This window comes from Sporosarcina contaminans, assembly GCF_042679045.1.
Classification (GTDB): Bacteria; Bacillota; Bacilli; order Bacillales_A; family Planococcaceae; genus Sporosarcina; species Sporosarcina contaminans.
On sequence record NZ_JBHTLT010000047.1, the window covers coordinates 81,174 to 97,676 of the forward strand.

A 16,503-nucleotide genomic window follows, 5' to 3' on the forward strand; every position below is an offset into this window, starting at 1 on the left:
TGTCGAATCCTCCTTGTCGAAATGATTCATTTCCCGGGAAATGAATGTAAATTTATCATACCATGTCTATTTTTAGCTTTGTGGGGTATTGACATTTAAAGTATATACTTTATTGTATAAAAATGATGGTATTAAACAGAAAGTTTGGAGGGGGAATATTGTGACTAACGAATCATATCAGTTAATTTCCATCGCGTTATATATGGCTTTAATGCTTTTCATCGGTTGGTATGCTTTTAGAAAAACATCCAACTTAACGGACTATATGTTAGGCGGGCGTTCTTTAGGTCCTGCTGTTACCGCTTTAAGTGCTGGCGCGGCAGATATGTCAGGCTGGCTGCTAATGGGTCTGCCTGGTGCCATTTATTCTTCAGGTCTTATGGAAGCGTGGCTTGCTATCGGTCTGACAATAGGAGCTTACTTGAACTGGCTCTTAATTGCACCACGTCTTCGTGTATACACGCAAGTTTCCGGTGACTCAATTACAATTCCAAGTTATTTGGAAAACCGTCTGAAAGATACATCACGCTTCTTGCGTATCGCTTCAGGATTAATCATACTTGTCTTTTTTACATTTTACGTTTCTTCAGGAATGGTAGCCGGCGGGAAATTTTTCCAAAGTTCATTTGGGCTTGACTATCATTATGGTTTATTGATTGTGTCAGCAGTTGTTATCGCATATACATTATTTGGCGGATTCTTAGCGGTAAGTTATACAGATGTCGTTCAAGGTTTGGTCATGTTCTTCGCATTGCTATTAGTTCCAATTATCGGGTTAACATTAACAGGTGGATTTAGTGGAACGCTGGAAAGTATTCGTGACGTGAATCCGGATTTCCTTAGCTTGACAAAAGGTGTATCAGTAGCTGCAGTAATTTCATCACTTGCATGGGGACTCGGCTATTTCGGCCAACCGCATATTATCGTTCGTTTCATGGCGATCAAATCGGTAAAAGAAACGAAAAGTGCAAGACGAATCGGGATTGGTTGGATGGCCTTAAGCTTATTCGGAGCGATCGGAACTGCATTAGTTGGTATTGCCTACTATCATCAAAATACGGACGCGACTTTGGTCGACCCTGAAACCGTTTTCATCGCACTTGGTCAAGTATTCTTCTATCCGCTTATCGCAGGGGTGATCCTTGCAGCCGTATTATCAGCGGTTATGAGTACGATTTCTTCACAATTAATTGTAACATCCTCAGCGCTAATTGAAGACTTATACAAAGCTGTCATCAAGTCAGATGCGGATGATAAGCGATATGTTTTCTTAGGAAGAATGGCAGTATTGATCGTATCGATCGTCGCGATCATCTTAGCTTGGCCGAACAAAGAATCTATATTAAAGCTTGTGTCATTTGCATGGGCAGGATTCGGTGCAGCGTTTGGTCCGATTATCGTCTTATCTTTATACTGGAGAAAGATCACTGCTGTAGGTGCTTTATGGGGAATGGTCACAGGCGCAATTACAGTTGGAATTTGGGGCAATATCAAAGTATTAACAGATAACTTGTATGAAATTGTTCCAGGTTTCATTGTTTGCCTTATCGTCACTTACATCGTTAGTTTGATCACATACAAACCGAACGCTGAAATCGAAAAAGAATTCGATGATGCGCTTGAGTTGCTTGAATCTGAAAGGAAATAATGAATAATATCCTCCGGTCTGTTCATTAATGGGCTGGGGGATTTTTAAATTGTAGTGAGGGCATCTCACAAAGTGCCTTGCAATTGGCTTGCAACACAATGTAACTCGCTCGCATTCAAACGATGCGCTATTCATTTGCATTACAATGAAACGCAAACGCAATGTAGAGCTTGTATGACAAGATAAAGCGATAGCTCAACACCTTTCTACCCCCTCCCTTATTATATGAATATCCTAACCTTTTAGTAGTTCATTTTCCCTCATCGGTTGCTGTAAAAAAACATAGGATAATAGTAAGTAGTGATTGGTATGGGAAGGGGGTGGATAATGTGGGGAAGACGTTGTTAAAGATATCTGTCGTATATTTTATGATCGGTATCGCTTTTGGATTGTATATGTCGATGACGCATGTATTTAAACTGACAACGGTTCATGTGCATGTGAATTTATTGGGCTGGATGTCATTGGCTCTAATCGGCTTGATCTATCATTTGTACCCGTCGTTAGAACGAAATAGTTTGGCGAAGGTGCATTTTTGGCTCCATAATATTGGTTTGCCAGTAATGATGATTAGCATTGCAGCGGCTATTTTGGGCGGCCCGTCATTCTTTTTCCCTCTTGCGACAGCTGGAGGAGCGGCTGTTTTGATTGGTATTTTCTGTTTTGGCTTTAATGTTTTATTTAGATTGAAATAATAGACCTTACGATCATCCTCTGGTTGGCGGTTAGGACCGGAGGATTTTTATCGTTGCCAAACAATTGGACTATGGCATCACAATGATCGCCTGGGGGTTCCTTGTATGATACGCTGTTTGAAAGTGCTATTGGTTGTATTCAAGAATACCGTCCGCTCATAGATGGATGGCTGGGAATTGATTGGGGATAAAGGATGCATTCTAATTATGCTCTGATCTTTGTAAAGCATATTGAATAGTATCAATCTAACTTTCGCTGTATCAATTGGATTAACGGACAAGCCTGAATATTGTATAGTGAGAAAAATGGCTGAGGAGGTATGGATTATGAAGTTAGATCATGTTGTTTATTTTACGAACAAGAGTCCCGAAGAAGTTGTTAAGGAGAAGAAAGATGAAGGGAAGCATGTCGTGGAAGGTGGGCGCCACGAGAAGTGGGGAACGCATAACGCATTATTATATGTAAAAAATGCATATGTGGAATGGCTTTCCGTTGAGCATATGGATATTGCTGAGAATGTAGATCATCCATTGACCCGATTATTGCTGCATGATGTTAAGTATGGGGATGGATGGGGAACACTTTGTTTATCAATTGAAGGAATTGAGCGTTTTCGTGACGAAATTGAGAATAAAGGATTTCGGACTTCCGGTGTGATAGATGCTGAACGGAAAACGACTTCAGGCGAATTGAAGAGATGGACAATGCTATTTGTTGAGCAGCCTGTGTCAGGCGAATTGCCTTTCCCGTTTTTCATTGAGTGGGAAGAGAGTGAGGAAGAGCGTCTTGCGAAGCTTCGCGAACAGGGTATTTTGACTGCGGAAAATGAAAATCTTGCAATTCATGAGTGTGTTTTTGCAGTAGAAGATCCGTTGAAGGAGACTGGAGAGTGGGCTGTATTGCTGTCACAAAAAGTTGGCGATGATCATAACATTGTGCTGGAAAACGTCCGCTTGAAATTTGTCCAAGCTGAAGGCGATTTGAAGCGTGAAAGACTGCAAGAAGTTGTGATTGGCGCTGCTGTGGAGTAAGAAGTTGTTTTGTAGCATTGTTGAGCGTTAAATGATTTTTGCGTGAATGGACGCAGATTATGCGGGACTGGGAGACTTTTTGTAGGTGACAGCATTGATTATGCGTTTACAAAGTGAATTATGCGCATTTGGCTTTGTTTATATGCTGATGATGTGTTTAGAATGCTGTACTTTGCAAATCAATGCTGATTCGATCGGATGCTATTGTGTTTAGGAATTGGGTTGTTGTGAAAGGGGATTTTTTATGGAGATACTAGTGGAGTATGCGTTATTAGTAGGCGTACAGGAACAAAATGATGAGCATTTTGAGTATGAGATGGAAGAGCTGAAAAACTTAGCTGAGGCGATCGATGTGACGGTCGTCGGGAGTGTGACGCAAAATTTGGAGCGGCGGAATTCGACTCATTATGTTGGAAAAGGTAAAATCCAAGAGATCCGTCGTTTTTATGAGGAGGCGGGGGCGAATTTAGTTATCTTTAATGATGAATTGTCGCCTTCTCAAATTCGTAACTTAGAGCAAGAGTTAGAGGTGAAGGTAATAGACCGGACGATGCTCATTTTAGATATCTTTGCACGTCGGGCACGGACGCATGAAGCACGGATGCAAGTGGAGTTGGCACAGTTGCAATATTCGCTTCCACGGCTCGTCGGACTGCGTGCTTCATTGAGCAGGCAAGGAGGAGGTACGGGCGGCGGTTTTCAAAATAAAGGTGCCGGTGAAACAAAATTGGAGCTTGATCGCCGGAAAATCGAGGATCAGATTGCAAAGCTTCGCAGGGACCTTGAACAGGTGAAGGAGCAACGGGAAACGCAACGGAAACAGCGAAAGCGGAGCGGGATTCCGGTCGTATCGATTGTCGGCTATACGAATGCAGGAAAGTCAACGTTGCTCAATCAGTTATTACAACGATTCAATGACGACGATACGAAAAACGTGTACGAGGAAGATATGCTGTTCGCGACTTTGGATACGTCAGTCCGTCATTTGAAGCTTCCCGACAAAAAAGAATTTTTGCTAACGGACACAGTCGGGTTCGTTTCCAAGCTGCCTCACCATCTTGTGAAAGCGTTCCGTTCAACGCTTGAAGAAGCGAAAAATGCTGATGTGCTATTGCATGTTGTCGATGTGTCGAATCCGGATTATCCATATATGATGCAAGTGACGAATGAAACATTGCATGAGATTGGCGTGGAAAGCGTCCAAACGATCAATGTATATAATAAATCGGATTTAGCGGAAGTCCCTTATCCGAGGACGAGCGGAAGTACGGTATGGATTTCTGCAAAGGAAGCGGCAGGATTGGACGAGCTGATCGATTTGATTAAGAAAACGGTTTTCGGCCAATATATTACGTGCAAGTTGCTCATTCCATTTGAACGTGGGGACATAGTTTCTTATTTGAATGATAAAGCGAATGTCAAACATACGGAATATGAAGAAGGTGGAACACTTATGACTGTAGAAATGGACAGTAGTGAGAAAACGAAGTTTGAGGAGTATATCGTAAGCCATTAAAAAACTGCACCGCTTCGTTGCGGTGCAGTTCTTATTTATAAAGAGAAAGGGGGTGGGATGGTAATAGTATGCCCGATTCTCAAAAAGTTAAACCTCTTGAAATTGAATTGAATGTAGGCGGGAGAAAATGCCGCCCTTATTCACCAACTCTTCGTATTTGCCGTCCTCGGCGATGCCTTCTTCTGTTACGACAATGACACGGTCTGCATCACGGATTGTCGCGAGGCGGTGAGCGATGACTAATGTCGTTCGATTTTCTGCGAGTTCATTTAAAGATTGTTGGATGATTCGCTCCGTTTCTGTATCTAAAGCTGAAGTTGCTTCATCCAAAATGAGGATCGGCGGGTTTTTTAAAAACATGCGAGCGATGGCGAGGCGTTGTTTTTGTCCACCTGACAGTTTCAAGCCTCTTTCACCGATTTGTGTTTCATAGCCATCAGGCAAGGAAGCGATGAAATCCTCCAAATGAGCTTTTTGTGCCGCTTCGAATACTTCCTCATCTGTTGCATCCAATTTACCGTAAGCAATATTTTCTTTAACGGTCCCTGTGAATAAAAACACATCCTGCTGCACAATTCCGATTTGCGAACGCAATGATTGCTGTGTCATATTGCGGATGTCAATTCCATCGATCGAAATTGCTCCTTCATTTACATCATAAAACCTTGGAATGAGTGAAGAAATCGTTGTTTTACCAGCACCTGAAGGTCCAACAAATGCGATTGTTTCCCCCGCTTTAATCGATAGATTGATGCCGTTTAATACGTCTTTATTGTCATCGTATCTAAAATGGACATCATCGAATAAAATATCACCCTTCAAATGAGAAACGGCGATTGCTCCGGGACGGTCTTGAATTTCAGGTTCTTGTTCAATTAAGTCCCTGAATCTACGGAAACCGGCCATCCCTTTTGGATAGAGCTCTAACAGCGCGCTGATTTTGTCGACAGGCTTAATTAGAATGTTAACGAATAATATGAAACTGACCATTTCCCCGATTGACAGTTTTTCTTTGATTGTAAACCAAGCTCCAACTACTAATACGACGAGTGTAACGAGTCTTGTCATCATATACATGCTTGAGTGAGTCCAAGCCATGACGTTATATGCGACAAGTTTCGCTTTGCGGAAATTGCCATTGTCTGTTTCAAAGCGTGCCATTTCAAAGTTTTCATTTGTAAATGATTTAACGACGCGTGCTCCTGAAACGGAGTCTTCGACACGGGCGTTGACATCCGCGATTTTTCCATACATATTTTGCCATGCTGCATTCATTTTCACGTTACAAAATGTAACGAGCAAAATTAGGAACGGAATCATAAGAATCGCAATAATAGCAAGCTCAGGATTAATTGAGAACATGAGCAAGAAAGCACCGACGATCGTCATAACCGCAATAAAAGCATCTTCCGGCCCGTGATGCGCTAACTCGCCGATGTCAAACAAATCATTCGTAATCCGGCTCATGACATGTCCGGTTTTCGTATTGTCGAAAAACCGGAATGATTGGCGATGCACATGATTGAATAATTGCTGGCGCATATCTGTTTCGATGTTAATTCCTAATTTATGACCTAAATAACTAACGACATATTGAAGGAATGTACTTAACAAATATACAGTGAAAAGCAAAATGCTGACCGTTACGATTCTTCCCCAGTCGCCCGAAGGTAAAAGCTGATCAATAAACCATTGGACAGCCATCGGAAATGCCAATTCCAATAATGCGACAGCTATTGCGCTTGAGAAGTCGATAATGAAAAGTCGTTTGTGTGGTTTATAATACGAAAAGAATTTTTTAAGCATTTACTATTGTTCCTTTCTATAGTTAATTGCTATTATAGCGGAAATTCGTAAAGATAGGTTACTAAAATTTCGAACTCCGAATGATAAAGAAGGAAAAAAGTTTCAGAGAATTCTTCTGTGTAGAAAGAATCAAAAACGATTATTTTCTTAAAACAGTGGAACCCTTTTCCATTCTTCCCGTATGATTAACTGGAAGCAAATAAGTTAGTAGAAAAGGAGAGACCAATGATGAATAAGTGGTTAAAAGGGATGGCAGCAGGAGTTCTTGCACTCGGTTTAGCTGCATGCGGTTCCACAGCAGAGCCTAAAACGGATAGTGAAACAGGAGAAAAAGCCAATGTCACAAATAAGAGCGAGATGACTGCTCAAGAAGTATATAACAAGGCAATGTCTGTCTCTGAAGAGCAAAAGAATATGCATGCTGTTGTTGATGTCGATCAAAAAATCTCTGTACCAAGTGAAGATTTCGAAATGGACAGCAAAATTAAAATGGATATGGACATGATCGTTGAGCCGCTTTCCATGTACCAAAAAATGAGCGTGGACATGGGACCTGATATGGGCAAAATGGATATGGAACTGTATTTAACAGACAGCGAGTTCTATATGCAAGACCCTGAATCCGGTGAATGGTTGAAATTCACAAACGACATGTACGATGAAATCATGGCTGAAATGGGTGGAGAAACTGACCCAACTTTAGACATGGAAATGTTCAATGAGTTCAAGGACGATTTCAAATTCGAACAAACAGATGACGAATATATTTTAACGTTAAGCGCATCTGGCGAAAAATTCAACGAGTTAATGTTAGAACTAATGAACGAAAGCATTCCTGAAGATCTAAGCGCAGAAGAAGCTGAAATCATTGAAAACATGAATGTAAACGGCTTGACGATCGAAATCTTTATCGACAAAGAAACATTCTACACGAATGCATTTAACTTGGATATGGATATGGACATGAAAGTTGAAGAGCAAGAGATGAACATTACGCAAAAAATGAAAGCTGTAATGAGCAAAATCAATGAGATTGACGAGATTGTCGTTCCACAAGAAGTTGTCGACAATGCAATCGATCTCGGTGAAATGTAATAAAGGAAAGCGCCAGCCTCGGCTGGCGTTTTTTTGTGGTAAAAAGTCGTTGGATAGGGATGGCAGGGCTGATGTGAGCTGAAATGTGGCACGGCAATATTTGGAAAGGGGCTGCATAATTGCGAGGAAAGTTAGGTTGGAGAGAGGGGAATATGGCGTTTCCATTTAATTGTAATACAGAAGGAGAAGAAGGGAGTTGCTACTAGGGGCTGCGATGAGTCGAGAAGTTAAGACTTTAAAATCCGGTTATGCGAACGCTACGCTGATTTGTGCGCATTTGAGTGAGGCTTATACATGTTTGGGGAGTTTTTATGCATTACCTCAAAGAAATATGAGTGTGTATATGAGAATATGCGTTTTTGACTGACTTTATGCGTCTTTAAAATGAATTATGCACTTCTACATATGGCATTGGTTCTGCGTGGTATGTGCTGCTTAATCGGCCACGGTTCAATATTTACGAAACTTGCCACAAGTTGCGCAAATACTGAGATTTAGCATGTTAGATCGGTATATTCAGAAGAAAATATCGTTTAATTGATAATCATTTTCAATTATGAGTTGACATGAAATTCTTAACTGATATAATTGGATTTGCGGCTAATTGATAATCGTTTTCATTATAACTGTTCTCATTTAGGCGCAAATATTCGATATCGGAGTTCTTCATGAAGAAACGTTATTTGATTACAGCGCTCATAATACTTTCCTTCCTATCGCTTTTTGTAGGGGTAAGTAGCATTACACCGGCGGATCTACTGGACTTCCAGTCGGAAGAGATGGAAATATTCTTAATCAGCCGTTTGCCTCGTCTAATTGCAATTATATTGGCTGGTGTAGGAATGAGTATTACCGGTCTAATTATGCAACAGTTAAGTCGAAACAAGTTCGTTTCGCCAACAACGGCAGGAACACTGGATGCTACCCGATTAGGGATCTTAGTATCTATGCTTTTATTCGCAAACGCAACGATGTTTGAGAAGATGATCGTGGCATTTGTATTTGCGCTTGCGGGAACGTTATTGTTTATGAAAATTTTGGATCGAATTAAATTTAAGGATGCCATTTTCATTCCGCTTGTCGGGTTGATGTTTGGAAATATCCTTTCTTCGATCACTACTTTTTTCGCCTATAAAGCAGATGTCATCCAAAATATGTCGGCCTGGTTACAAGGTGACTTTTCGATGATCATGAAAGGGCGATATGAAATATTGTACATAAGCATACCCGTCCTCATCATAGCTTACCTGTATGCGAATCGTTTTACGGTCGCCGGTATGGGTGAAGATTTCTCCAAGAACTTGGGACTTGCTTATAAGCGGATTGTCAATATCGGCCTCATTTTAGTCGCTCTAATTACGACTACGGTCATTTTGACAGTAGGGATGATTCCTTTTTTAGGATTGATTATTCCAAACATCGTTTCGATCTTCAAAGGAGATCATTTGAAGAAAACGTTGCCGCATACAGCTTTGTTAGGTGCGAATTTCTTGCTAATATGCGATATTTTGGGAAGGGTGCTCATTTATCCTTATGAAATATCAATTAGCCTTATGGTTGGTGTAATCGGAAGCGGAATCTTCCTCTACTTGTTGTTTAGGAGGAAGGCATATGCGTAATTCAACGAAACTCATTATATTATCGGCGTTTGCCGCAGCAGCTTGTGCGTTGTATTTATTCCAAGGGTTGAACGGAAGCTTTGATTATGCATTGCCTCGTCGCGGTATTAAAGTTTTAGCAATGGCCATTACTGGGGTTGCGATCGCCTATTCAACTGTTGTATTCCAAACGATTACGCATAACCGTATTTTGACACCAAGCATTATGGGACTGGATTCATTATATTTATTGCTGCAAACTGTTATTATTTTCTTTCTTGGTTCTACCCATATAACAGTTGTCAATCAGCATGTGAACTTTGTTTTATCAATTTTAATAATGTTTTTCTTTGCGCTTATTTTGTACCAATTTTTATTCCGCAGGGGAAATCAGCCGATCTATTTCCTATTATTAGTAGGGATTATCTTAGGAACGTTTTTCGGGAGCATCACGACTTTCTTCCAAGTGCTGATCGATCCAAACGAATTTTTACAAGTGCAGGATAAGATGTTCGCAAGTTTTAACAATGTGAATGGAGATTTGGTTTGGTGGGCTGTAGGAATCGTCTTACTGACTTTTGTTTTTGGGTGGAAATGGTTTAACGACCTTGATGTTCTGTCTTTAGGCAGAGACACCGCCATTAACTTAGGTGTTCCTTATGACCGAATCGTTCGTTTAATGCTTATTATTTCAGCTGTGCTTATTGCAGTTTCGACAGCTTTAGTTGGGCCGATTACGTTTTTCGGTTTGATCGTCGCCAACTTATCCTATCAATTTTTCAAAACTTACAAACATAAAGTTCTTATAGCAGGTGCATCGGTCATGAGTATTATTGCACTTGTCGGAGGACAATGGGTTGTTGAGCGTGTGTTTACATTCTCGACAACGCTTAGTGTCATTATTAACTTTGTCGGCGGCATCTATTTCATCTATTTACTATTAAGGGAGAGTCGATCCACATGATCCAAGTTCGAGAGTTGTCTAAATTCTATGGGAAGAAAGCCGTTGTGGAAAAAGTAAATGTCGATATTCACCGAGGTAAAATTACTTCTTTCATCGGCCCAAATGGGGCGGGTAAGTCGACATTGCTTTCAATGGTAAGTCGTTTAATTGATGCGGACACTGGAGAAGTGCTTGTAGATAATGATCATGTCCGGAAAATGAAGTCCAATGAGTTTTCGAAACGGGTTTCCATTTTGAAACAGTCCAATTTCATGAATGTGCGGCTGACGATCCGTGAATTGGTTTCATTTGGTCGATTCCCGTACTCTCGCGGCAAGCTGACTGCGGAAGATATTCGCATCGTTGAGCAAGCTATGGATTATATGGGATTGATGGATATGCAGCATGATTATATGGATGAACTGTCTGGCGGGCAACGTCAACGGGCATTTATCGCTATGGTTATCGCACAAGATACGGATTATATATTGTTAGATGAACCGCTTAATAACTTGGATATGAAGCATTCCGTGCAAATCATGAAAATTTTGCGCAGATTGGTTGATGATTTAGGGAAGACCGTCGTCATCGTATTGCATGACATTAACTTCGCGTCTGTCTATTCAGATCGGATTGTTGCTTTAAAAGACGGTAGGATTGTCAAAGACGGACCGACGCATGACATTATCAATTCAGATGCATTAAGAGAAATTTACGATATGGAAATACCAATTAAAAAAATGAATAATTGCCGTATATGTGTTTATTTTAATTCATAAAAAGGATGGTTAGAATGAAAAAGATTTCATTTACTCTGCTATTGGCAGCATTTCTACTAGTGCTTTCAGCTTGCGGCTCTAAAGATAATAATGAGGGCAATAACAGCAGTAACAGCGATAAAGCAGAAGAGCAACAAGTAATTTCTGTAGAACATGAATTAAGTGACAAAGCTGTAGAAGTTCCGAAAAACCCGAAAAAAGTTGTTGTTTTTGACTTTGGTACGCTTGATACGTTGGATGAGTTAGGAATTGATGCAGTTGCAGGATTGCCTAGAACGAATATCCCAAGCTATCTTTCTAAATTCGATGATGATAAATATACAAACGTTGGGAGCTTAAAAGAGCCTGACTTCGAAGCAATCCATGCTTTAAATCCAGATTTAATTATTATTTCTGGCCGTCAATCTGCTATGTATGATGAATTCACGGAAATCGCACCTACGATTTACGTAGGAGTCGATAATGAGAACTATATGGAATCTTTTAAACATAACATTGAAGTAATCGGTGAAATCTTTGGCAAAGAAGATCAAGTTAAAGATGAACTAGCGGCAATCGATGAAGATATTGCTGCAATTAATGAAAAAACATCTGGAACGGAAGACAAAGCGCTTATCATTTTGGCTAATGAAGGGAAAACAAGCGCTTACGGTTCAAAATCACGATTCGGCATTATCCATGATGTATTCGGGTTTAAACAATCGGATGAGGGAATAGAAGCTTCTACACACGGCCAAGGAGTTACATTTGAATATGTTTTAGAGAAAAACCCGGATATTCTTTTCGTAATTGACCGTAGTGCAGCTGTAGGTGGAGAAATCGGCGCGAAAGAGACTGTTGAAAATGAGCTTGTGAAAAAAACCTCTGCCTATGAAAACGGTAAAATTATTTATCTTGATCCAGACTACTGGTACCTATCTGGCGGCGGACTTCAGTCTATTAAAGAGATGGTAAGAGAAGTCGAAACAGCGCTATAATATTTGATTACATGAAGAAACGTTCTTAGGGCCGTCTATCGGCTTCTCGGAACGTTTCTTTTTCGTTTGGATTAGTATATTATCATAATACCGTCGTAACATATGGTTATGATAATATAGGTTAAAAAGATGAACGTGAGGTGGAAAGATGGGGAAATCGGTCAGGGTAAAGGCACCTACAGTTGAATCGGCTGTCGACATCGCTTTAGAAGAGTTAGGATTGAAGCTTGAAGATGTCGAAGTAGATGTAATCGTAAACCCAGGTTCAGGCGTATACGGCCTTAAAAATAGATTGGCGGAAGTATGTGTAACGCAATTACAAGTAAAGGTGCCTGTCATGCCTTCGGGAACTGCAGAAGCGGCAACTGGTGCACGAATTATCGGGAAACGGGTAGAGGTTGTTGCAGATGCACCTAATTTTCCCGTTATCATACCTAAAAATAACGTGACAGTCTTGAAAAATGGAGTTGCGATAAAAGATCGCTTTATCGCATATCCGGAAGATGATATCCGAATCCGTATGAACGATGAAATTTCACCTCCTCAATTTTCGATTACTTTAATTGAACAAAATATCATCGCCATAATAAGAGTGACGCCAGGCATGCGGATTAAGCGGACATTACAAAATACAGATTTTAGTGACATACTTCATATAGAAGCTCATGAGGAAATTGAGCTGTTCAACAATTTAGAGGCGGAACAGATTATCGAAAAGCTTTCTGAATTAGGAATTACTGAGAGGTTGAATTTGAAAGCGATTGAAGAAGCGACAGAGACGCTCATCGACTTTGAAGCAATCGTAGCGAGAGGTCATTTGCCAGTGGAGGGCATTAATGGCGATATTCAACTTTACGTAAAAACGAATGGGGATACTTGCAACAAACAAGAAAAAGTTGACTATCGGGAAATGAATCGCATTATTTCTGTCCAGAAAAATGAGCGGATAGCAGCTTATTTGCCTGCGGTAGCGGGTGTGGATGGTATGGATCTTTTCGGCAATAAAGTGCCGACGGATCCGGTTCAAGATTTGGATATCCGGTTAGGCGACCATGTTGAAATGAGGGATAATGAAATCTATGCCTTGTCATCAGGTATATTTCATTTAGAGAATCACGGTTCTTATATAAAAATAGACGTACAACACGAATACATACATGAAGGAAATGTCGATCTATCAAGCGGCAATATCCGTTTTACCGGCGATGTAATGATAAGCAAAGATGTCACTCCCTCAATGTGTGTAAGTGCTACTGGGAAAGTGTGCATTGGAGGATCTGTCCGTAAGGCGACTATAGAATCGGAGCAATCTGCTTATATCGAGGGAAATGTTTTCTCTTCAACTGTTACGGTCGGTAAAAAAGAGACGGATTTGTCGGAGATTTCTTCGCTTTTACAAGGGTTGATCGTTTATTTTGAACAGATTGCTGAAACGATTCGGCAAATCATTCATATCCGTGGAATTGGCATGGATGAAATTGATGCGAGAGAATTAAAAGATCTGTTCAGAATTATTTTAAAGGATCGGTATTTTGATTATCAGAAAGAGAAGCAGCTGTTTTTACAGAAGGTTGATTTGCATCAAGCAGATTTAGCGCCTGAATGGACAGACTTCATAAGTAAATTGGATGGACTTTTTACGGATACGTCTTTGACAATCATTCGGAATGCTGCACAATTCGAAGAGTTCTTAGATAATGGGCGAGTGCTTTATAGTCAAATTTCTGCTCCGGATGCGAACAGGCCTGTATTGAAATTACCTTATGCGGTGAATAGCATTTTGTCTTGCAGCGGCATAATCGATGTTACAGAAAAAGGGCTACACAATTGTACAGTTTCTGCCACGGAGAAGGTTTTTATAGAAGGTGTATGCCGAGGGGGAGAAATGTATGCTGAGCAAAAGGTATCCATTCAAGAAGCAGGCTCCTCGAACGGTGTAAAGACAGTTATTAAAACGGGCGAGGGTGGAATTATTTCAATCGGTCTTGCCCACTACGGAACGGAAATTTGGTTAGGTGAACGTGTATACCATTTTTACGAAGACAAGTTAGGTGTCCATGCCCGCATTGTCGGTAATGAGCTTTTAATTGAATGAATGTTGAAAACATTCCGTGTGAAACGATAGACCTTGTCGCCTGATCGTGTCAATAGTATAATGACATGTGTCATGACACTACTAAACGAAGGGTAGACGGATTGTGAATAAAAAGAATGAGCCGATTTCACGCAATAAATTATTAGTTATCTCGGGGACTGGCTGGTTGTTTGATGCGATGGATGTCGGCATATTGTCATTTGTAATCGCTGCAGTAGCAGTTGATTGGCATTTATCGACTGAACAAATGGGCTGGATCGGCAGTGTCAATTCGATCGGCATGGCGGTTGGCGCTTTTGGATTCGGACTTTTGGCAGACCGAATCGGGCGTAAGTCGGTATTCATGCTGACATTGGTATTATTTTCGCTTGCGAGCGGATTATCAGCATTGACGACATCGTTGACAATTTTTTTGCTTTTGCGCTTCTTAGTTGGAGCTGGACTTGGTGGAGAGTTGCCGGTCGCTTCCACGTTAGTTTCCGAAAGCGTGTCGGCTAAAGAACGTGGGAAAGTAGTCGTGCTGCTTGAAAGCTTCTGGGCGGCCGGATGGCTATTGGCTGCATTAATTGCTTACTTTGTCATTCCAGAGTTCGGATGGCGCATTGCATTAATATTAACGGCTTTGCCGGCCTTTTATGCGATTTATCTACGGCGGAATTTACCGGACTCACCGAAATTCGAAAGAGACGGAAAGCCGAAGCAATCATTTAGGCAACGATTGAAGATCGTTTGGTCAAAGCCGTATGCACGTAGGACGCTGACACTATGGATTGTTTGGTTTATGGTCGTCTTTTCTTATTACGGGATGTTTTTATGGCTACCAAGCGTGATGGTCATGAAAGGTTTCGATATGATTCAAAGCTTCGGATATGTGCTGCTTATGACGCTTGCTCAGCTGCCCGGATATTTTACAGCGGCGTATTTGATAGAGAGGGCTGGGCGAAAATTTGTCCTCTCGACTTATTTGATCGGAACGGCGTTGAGTGCGTTAGTCTTTGGGAATGCGGAGTCGTTGACATTATTGTTATTCTCCGGGGCTTTTCTGTCGTTCTTCAATTTAGGGGCTTGGGGCGCGCTATACGCTTACTCTCCGGAGCAATATCCGACTTCTGTCCGGGCGACAGGTTCAGGCATCGCGGCTGCTGTCGGCCGAATTGGCGGTATTTTTGGACCATTGTTGGTCGGTTGGATGCTGCAGGCAGGCTATGGTTTTGGAATTATTTTTGGCATCTTCTGCGGTTCGATACTTGTAGCAGTTTTTGCAGTTGTTTTTTTAGGTGTCGAAACGAAGCAAGTTGAATTGGAATAATAGTAAATCACAATAAGGCTATAAAACATTGCAGTAGAGATGCTGGGATGTTTTATAGCTTTTTTTATATTGTCTAAGTCGTTAGTTGAAATGAAATAGTAAGAACTGCATTTTTTTAGTTTGATTAGACGATTAATGAAAGAAGTTTTTTATGAGTATGCCATTCTACTCATAATGTTTAGGGTCAAATGGTGTAATTTTGTTGAAATAGTCAGTTATCCTTTGCAATATAAACAGAGGATATTTATAGTAGAAAGTTGAAAATTGATAGGAGAGATAACGATGACTAAGAAATTTCAAATTTTAATTGGCCTCATGATGGTGTTTGCGCTTGCTGCATGCAGCAACTTCAAAGACAATGAGGAAACTTCAGCGCCAAAAAATGAAACTCCGGCAGTCGCTGCTGAAGAAAGCGCTAATGAGAATGAAGTGAATGAAGAAGAAAAAGAGAAAGCGGAGGACGAAGAGGATGAAAACGAATTGGCAGATGATGAGTCCATCGGCGTGACGATGGAGGAATTTACAAAAGTTTTCAATGAAAAATCCGCTGAGGCAAACTTGGATTTTACAATTGGCGATATGGAGTGGGAAGATACAGAACAAGGGCTGAAAGCGACTACGATTGAACTGCACGAAGATGTCCATTTAAATGGGCTTGTAAAGGAAGATGGCGGAGATTTAAAAGCAGTTTTATTGGAAGTGGGTGGCTACGAGTCCCGGGAGCAAACAATCGGTTTAGTGCAAGCAATTATCGAATCCGCTAATCCGAACGTTAGCGATGCAGAAACGAAAGGCTTGTTAAAAGAGCTTGGATTGTCTGATCCGAAGCAAGATGGCGACGACTCCGAAAAGTTTATTGACAAAAATGGACTTCAATATTTACTTAGCAATGAATCAGGAAATTGGCTCGAGTTTATGATTGGCAATCAAAACGATCCGGACATTAAAGAAATATTAGAAGGCTAATTGACAGGGGGCTGTCCAATAAGTCCCTAAAATAGAACAGGTGG

General features: G+C 40.9%; 13 protein-coding genes. 12 read left to right on the plus strand and 1 reads right to left on the minus strand.

Going from position 1 to position 16,503, the window contains the following annotated elements:
• Nucleotides 1–160 precede the first annotated feature (160 nt).
• From putP to hflX, 4 genes are all read left to right on the plus strand, one after another.
• On the plus strand, nucleotides 161–1,648 hold the full coding sequence (gene putP, locus ACFQ38_RS10680) for a sodium/proline symporter PutP (RefSeq protein ID WP_381480745.1): 1,488 nt from the start codon (nucleotides 161–163) through the stop codon (nucleotides 1,646–1,648).
• Between the two features lie 329 nt (nucleotides 1,649–1,977).
• Nucleotides 1,978–2,343, plus strand: a complete 366-nt coding sequence (locus ACFQ38_RS10685) for a DUF2871 family protein (protein ID WP_336823789.1) — start codon at nucleotides 1,978–1,980, stop codon at nucleotides 2,341–2,343.
• A gap of 327 nt (nucleotides 2,344–2,670) precedes the next feature.
• On the plus strand, nucleotides 2,671–3,375 hold the full coding sequence (locus tag ACFQ38_RS10690; protein WP_381480748.1) for a VOC family protein: 705 nt from the start codon (nucleotides 2,671–2,673) through the stop codon (nucleotides 3,373–3,375).
• Nucleotides 3,376–3,619: 244 nt separating this feature from the next.
• Complete coding sequence (hflX, locus tag ACFQ38_RS10695) at nucleotides 3,620–4,891, plus strand: GTPase HflX (protein ID WP_336823787.1); 1,272 nt, start codon at nucleotides 3,620–3,622, stop codon at nucleotides 4,889–4,891.
• Between the two features lie 87 nt (nucleotides 4,892–4,978).
• Here the strand turns inward: hflX and ACFQ38_RS10700 are convergent, their stop codons facing one another.
• Nucleotides 4,979–6,697: an ABC transporter ATP-binding protein gene (locus tag ACFQ38_RS10700; protein WP_381480752.1), complete on the minus strand. Its 1,719-nt coding sequence runs from the start codon at nucleotides 6,695–6,697 to the stop codon at nucleotides 4,979–4,981.
• A gap of 228 nt (nucleotides 6,698–6,925) precedes the next feature.
• Between ACFQ38_RS10700 and ACFQ38_RS10705 the strand changes: the two genes are divergently transcribed.
• The 8 genes from ACFQ38_RS10705 (at nucleotide 6,926) to ACFQ38_RS10740 (ending at nucleotide 16,459) form a co-directional block, all read left to right on the plus strand.
• On the plus strand, nucleotides 6,926–7,792 hold the full coding sequence (locus ACFQ38_RS10705) for a DUF6612 family protein (RefSeq protein WP_381480755.1): 867 nt from the start codon (nucleotides 6,926–6,928) through the stop codon (nucleotides 7,790–7,792).
• Nucleotides 7,793–8,460: 668 nt separating this feature from the next.
• Nucleotides 8,461–9,411, plus strand: a complete 951-nt coding sequence (locus ACFQ38_RS10710; RefSeq protein WP_336823784.1) for an ABC transporter permease — start codon at nucleotides 8,461–8,463, stop codon at nucleotides 9,409–9,411.
• On the plus strand, nucleotides 9,404–10,354 hold the full coding sequence (locus tag ACFQ38_RS10715) for an iron chelate uptake ABC transporter family permease subunit (RefSeq protein ID WP_381480757.1): 951 nt from the start codon (nucleotides 9,404–9,406) through the stop codon (nucleotides 10,352–10,354). The genes ACFQ38_RS10710 and ACFQ38_RS10715 overlap by 8 nt, the downstream gene beginning before the upstream one ends.
• Nucleotides 10,351–11,112: an iron ABC transporter ATP-binding protein gene (locus tag ACFQ38_RS10720; protein WP_336823782.1), complete on the plus strand. Its 762-nt coding sequence runs from the start codon at nucleotides 10,351–10,353 to the stop codon at nucleotides 11,110–11,112. Before ACFQ38_RS10715 ends, ACFQ38_RS10720 begins: the two co-directional genes overlap by 4 nt.
• A 14-nt stretch (nucleotides 11,113–11,126) precedes the next feature.
• The gene (locus ACFQ38_RS10725) at nucleotides 11,127–12,089 is read left to right on the plus strand and encodes a siderophore ABC transporter substrate-binding protein (protein ID WP_336823781.1); all 963 of its coding nucleotides are present in this window, start codon (nucleotides 11,127–11,129) and stop codon (nucleotides 12,087–12,089) included.
• Nucleotides 12,090–12,237: 148 nt separating this feature from the next.
• Nucleotides 12,238–14,184: a flagellar assembly protein A gene (locus ACFQ38_RS10730; RefSeq protein ID WP_381480761.1), complete on the plus strand. Its 1,947-nt coding sequence runs from the start codon at nucleotides 12,238–12,240 to the stop codon at nucleotides 14,182–14,184.
• 103 nt (nucleotides 14,185–14,287) lie between these two features.
• Entirely contained in the window at nucleotides 14,288–15,493 is a 1,206-nt protein-coding gene (locus tag ACFQ38_RS10735) for an MFS transporter (RefSeq protein WP_336823779.1), read from the plus strand.
• Nucleotides 15,494–15,775: 282 nt separating this feature from the next.
• Nucleotides 15,776–16,459 carry a hypothetical protein gene (locus ACFQ38_RS10740; RefSeq protein ID WP_381480763.1) on the plus strand — a complete coding sequence of 228 codons (684 nt, stop codon included), beginning with the start codon at nucleotides 15,776–15,778 and terminating at the stop codon, nucleotides 16,457–16,459.
• The last annotated feature ends 44 nt before the right edge of the window (nucleotides 16,460–16,503 follow it).

Coding starts and splice junctions, on each gene's coding strand:
- ACFQ38_RS10690 (WP_381480748.1), top strand. CDS start 2,671: ATGAAGTTAGATCATGTTGTTTATTTTACGAACAAGAGTCCCGAAGAA.
- hflX (WP_336823787.1), top strand. CDS start 3,620: ATGGAGATACTAGTGGAGTATGCGTTATTAGTAGGCGTACAGGAACAA.
- ACFQ38_RS10700 (WP_381480752.1), bottom strand. CDS start 6,697: ATGCTTAAAAAATTCTTTTCGTATTATAAACCACACAAACGACTTTTC.
- ACFQ38_RS10705 (WP_381480755.1), top strand. CDS start 6,926: ATGAATAAGTGGTTAAAAGGGATGGCAGCAGGAGTTCTTGCACTCGGT.
- ACFQ38_RS10710 (WP_336823784.1), top strand. CDS start 8,461: ATGAAGAAACGTTATTTGATTACAGCGCTCATAATACTTTCCTTCCTA.
- ACFQ38_RS10715 (WP_381480757.1), top strand. CDS start 9,404: ATGCGTAATTCAACGAAACTCATTATATTATCGGCGTTTGCCGCAGCA.
- ACFQ38_RS10720 (WP_336823782.1), top strand. CDS start 10,351: ATGATCCAAGTTCGAGAGTTGTCTAAATTCTATGGGAAGAAAGCCGTT.
- ACFQ38_RS10725 (WP_336823781.1), top strand. CDS start 11,127: ATGAAAAAGATTTCATTTACTCTGCTATTGGCAGCATTTCTACTAGTG.
- ACFQ38_RS10730 (WP_381480761.1), top strand. CDS start 12,238: ATGGGGAAATCGGTCAGGGTAAAGGCACCTACAGTTGAATCGGCTGTC.
- ACFQ38_RS10740 (WP_381480763.1), top strand. CDS start 15,776: ATGACTAAGAAATTTCAAATTTTAATTGGCCTCATGATGGTGTTTGCG.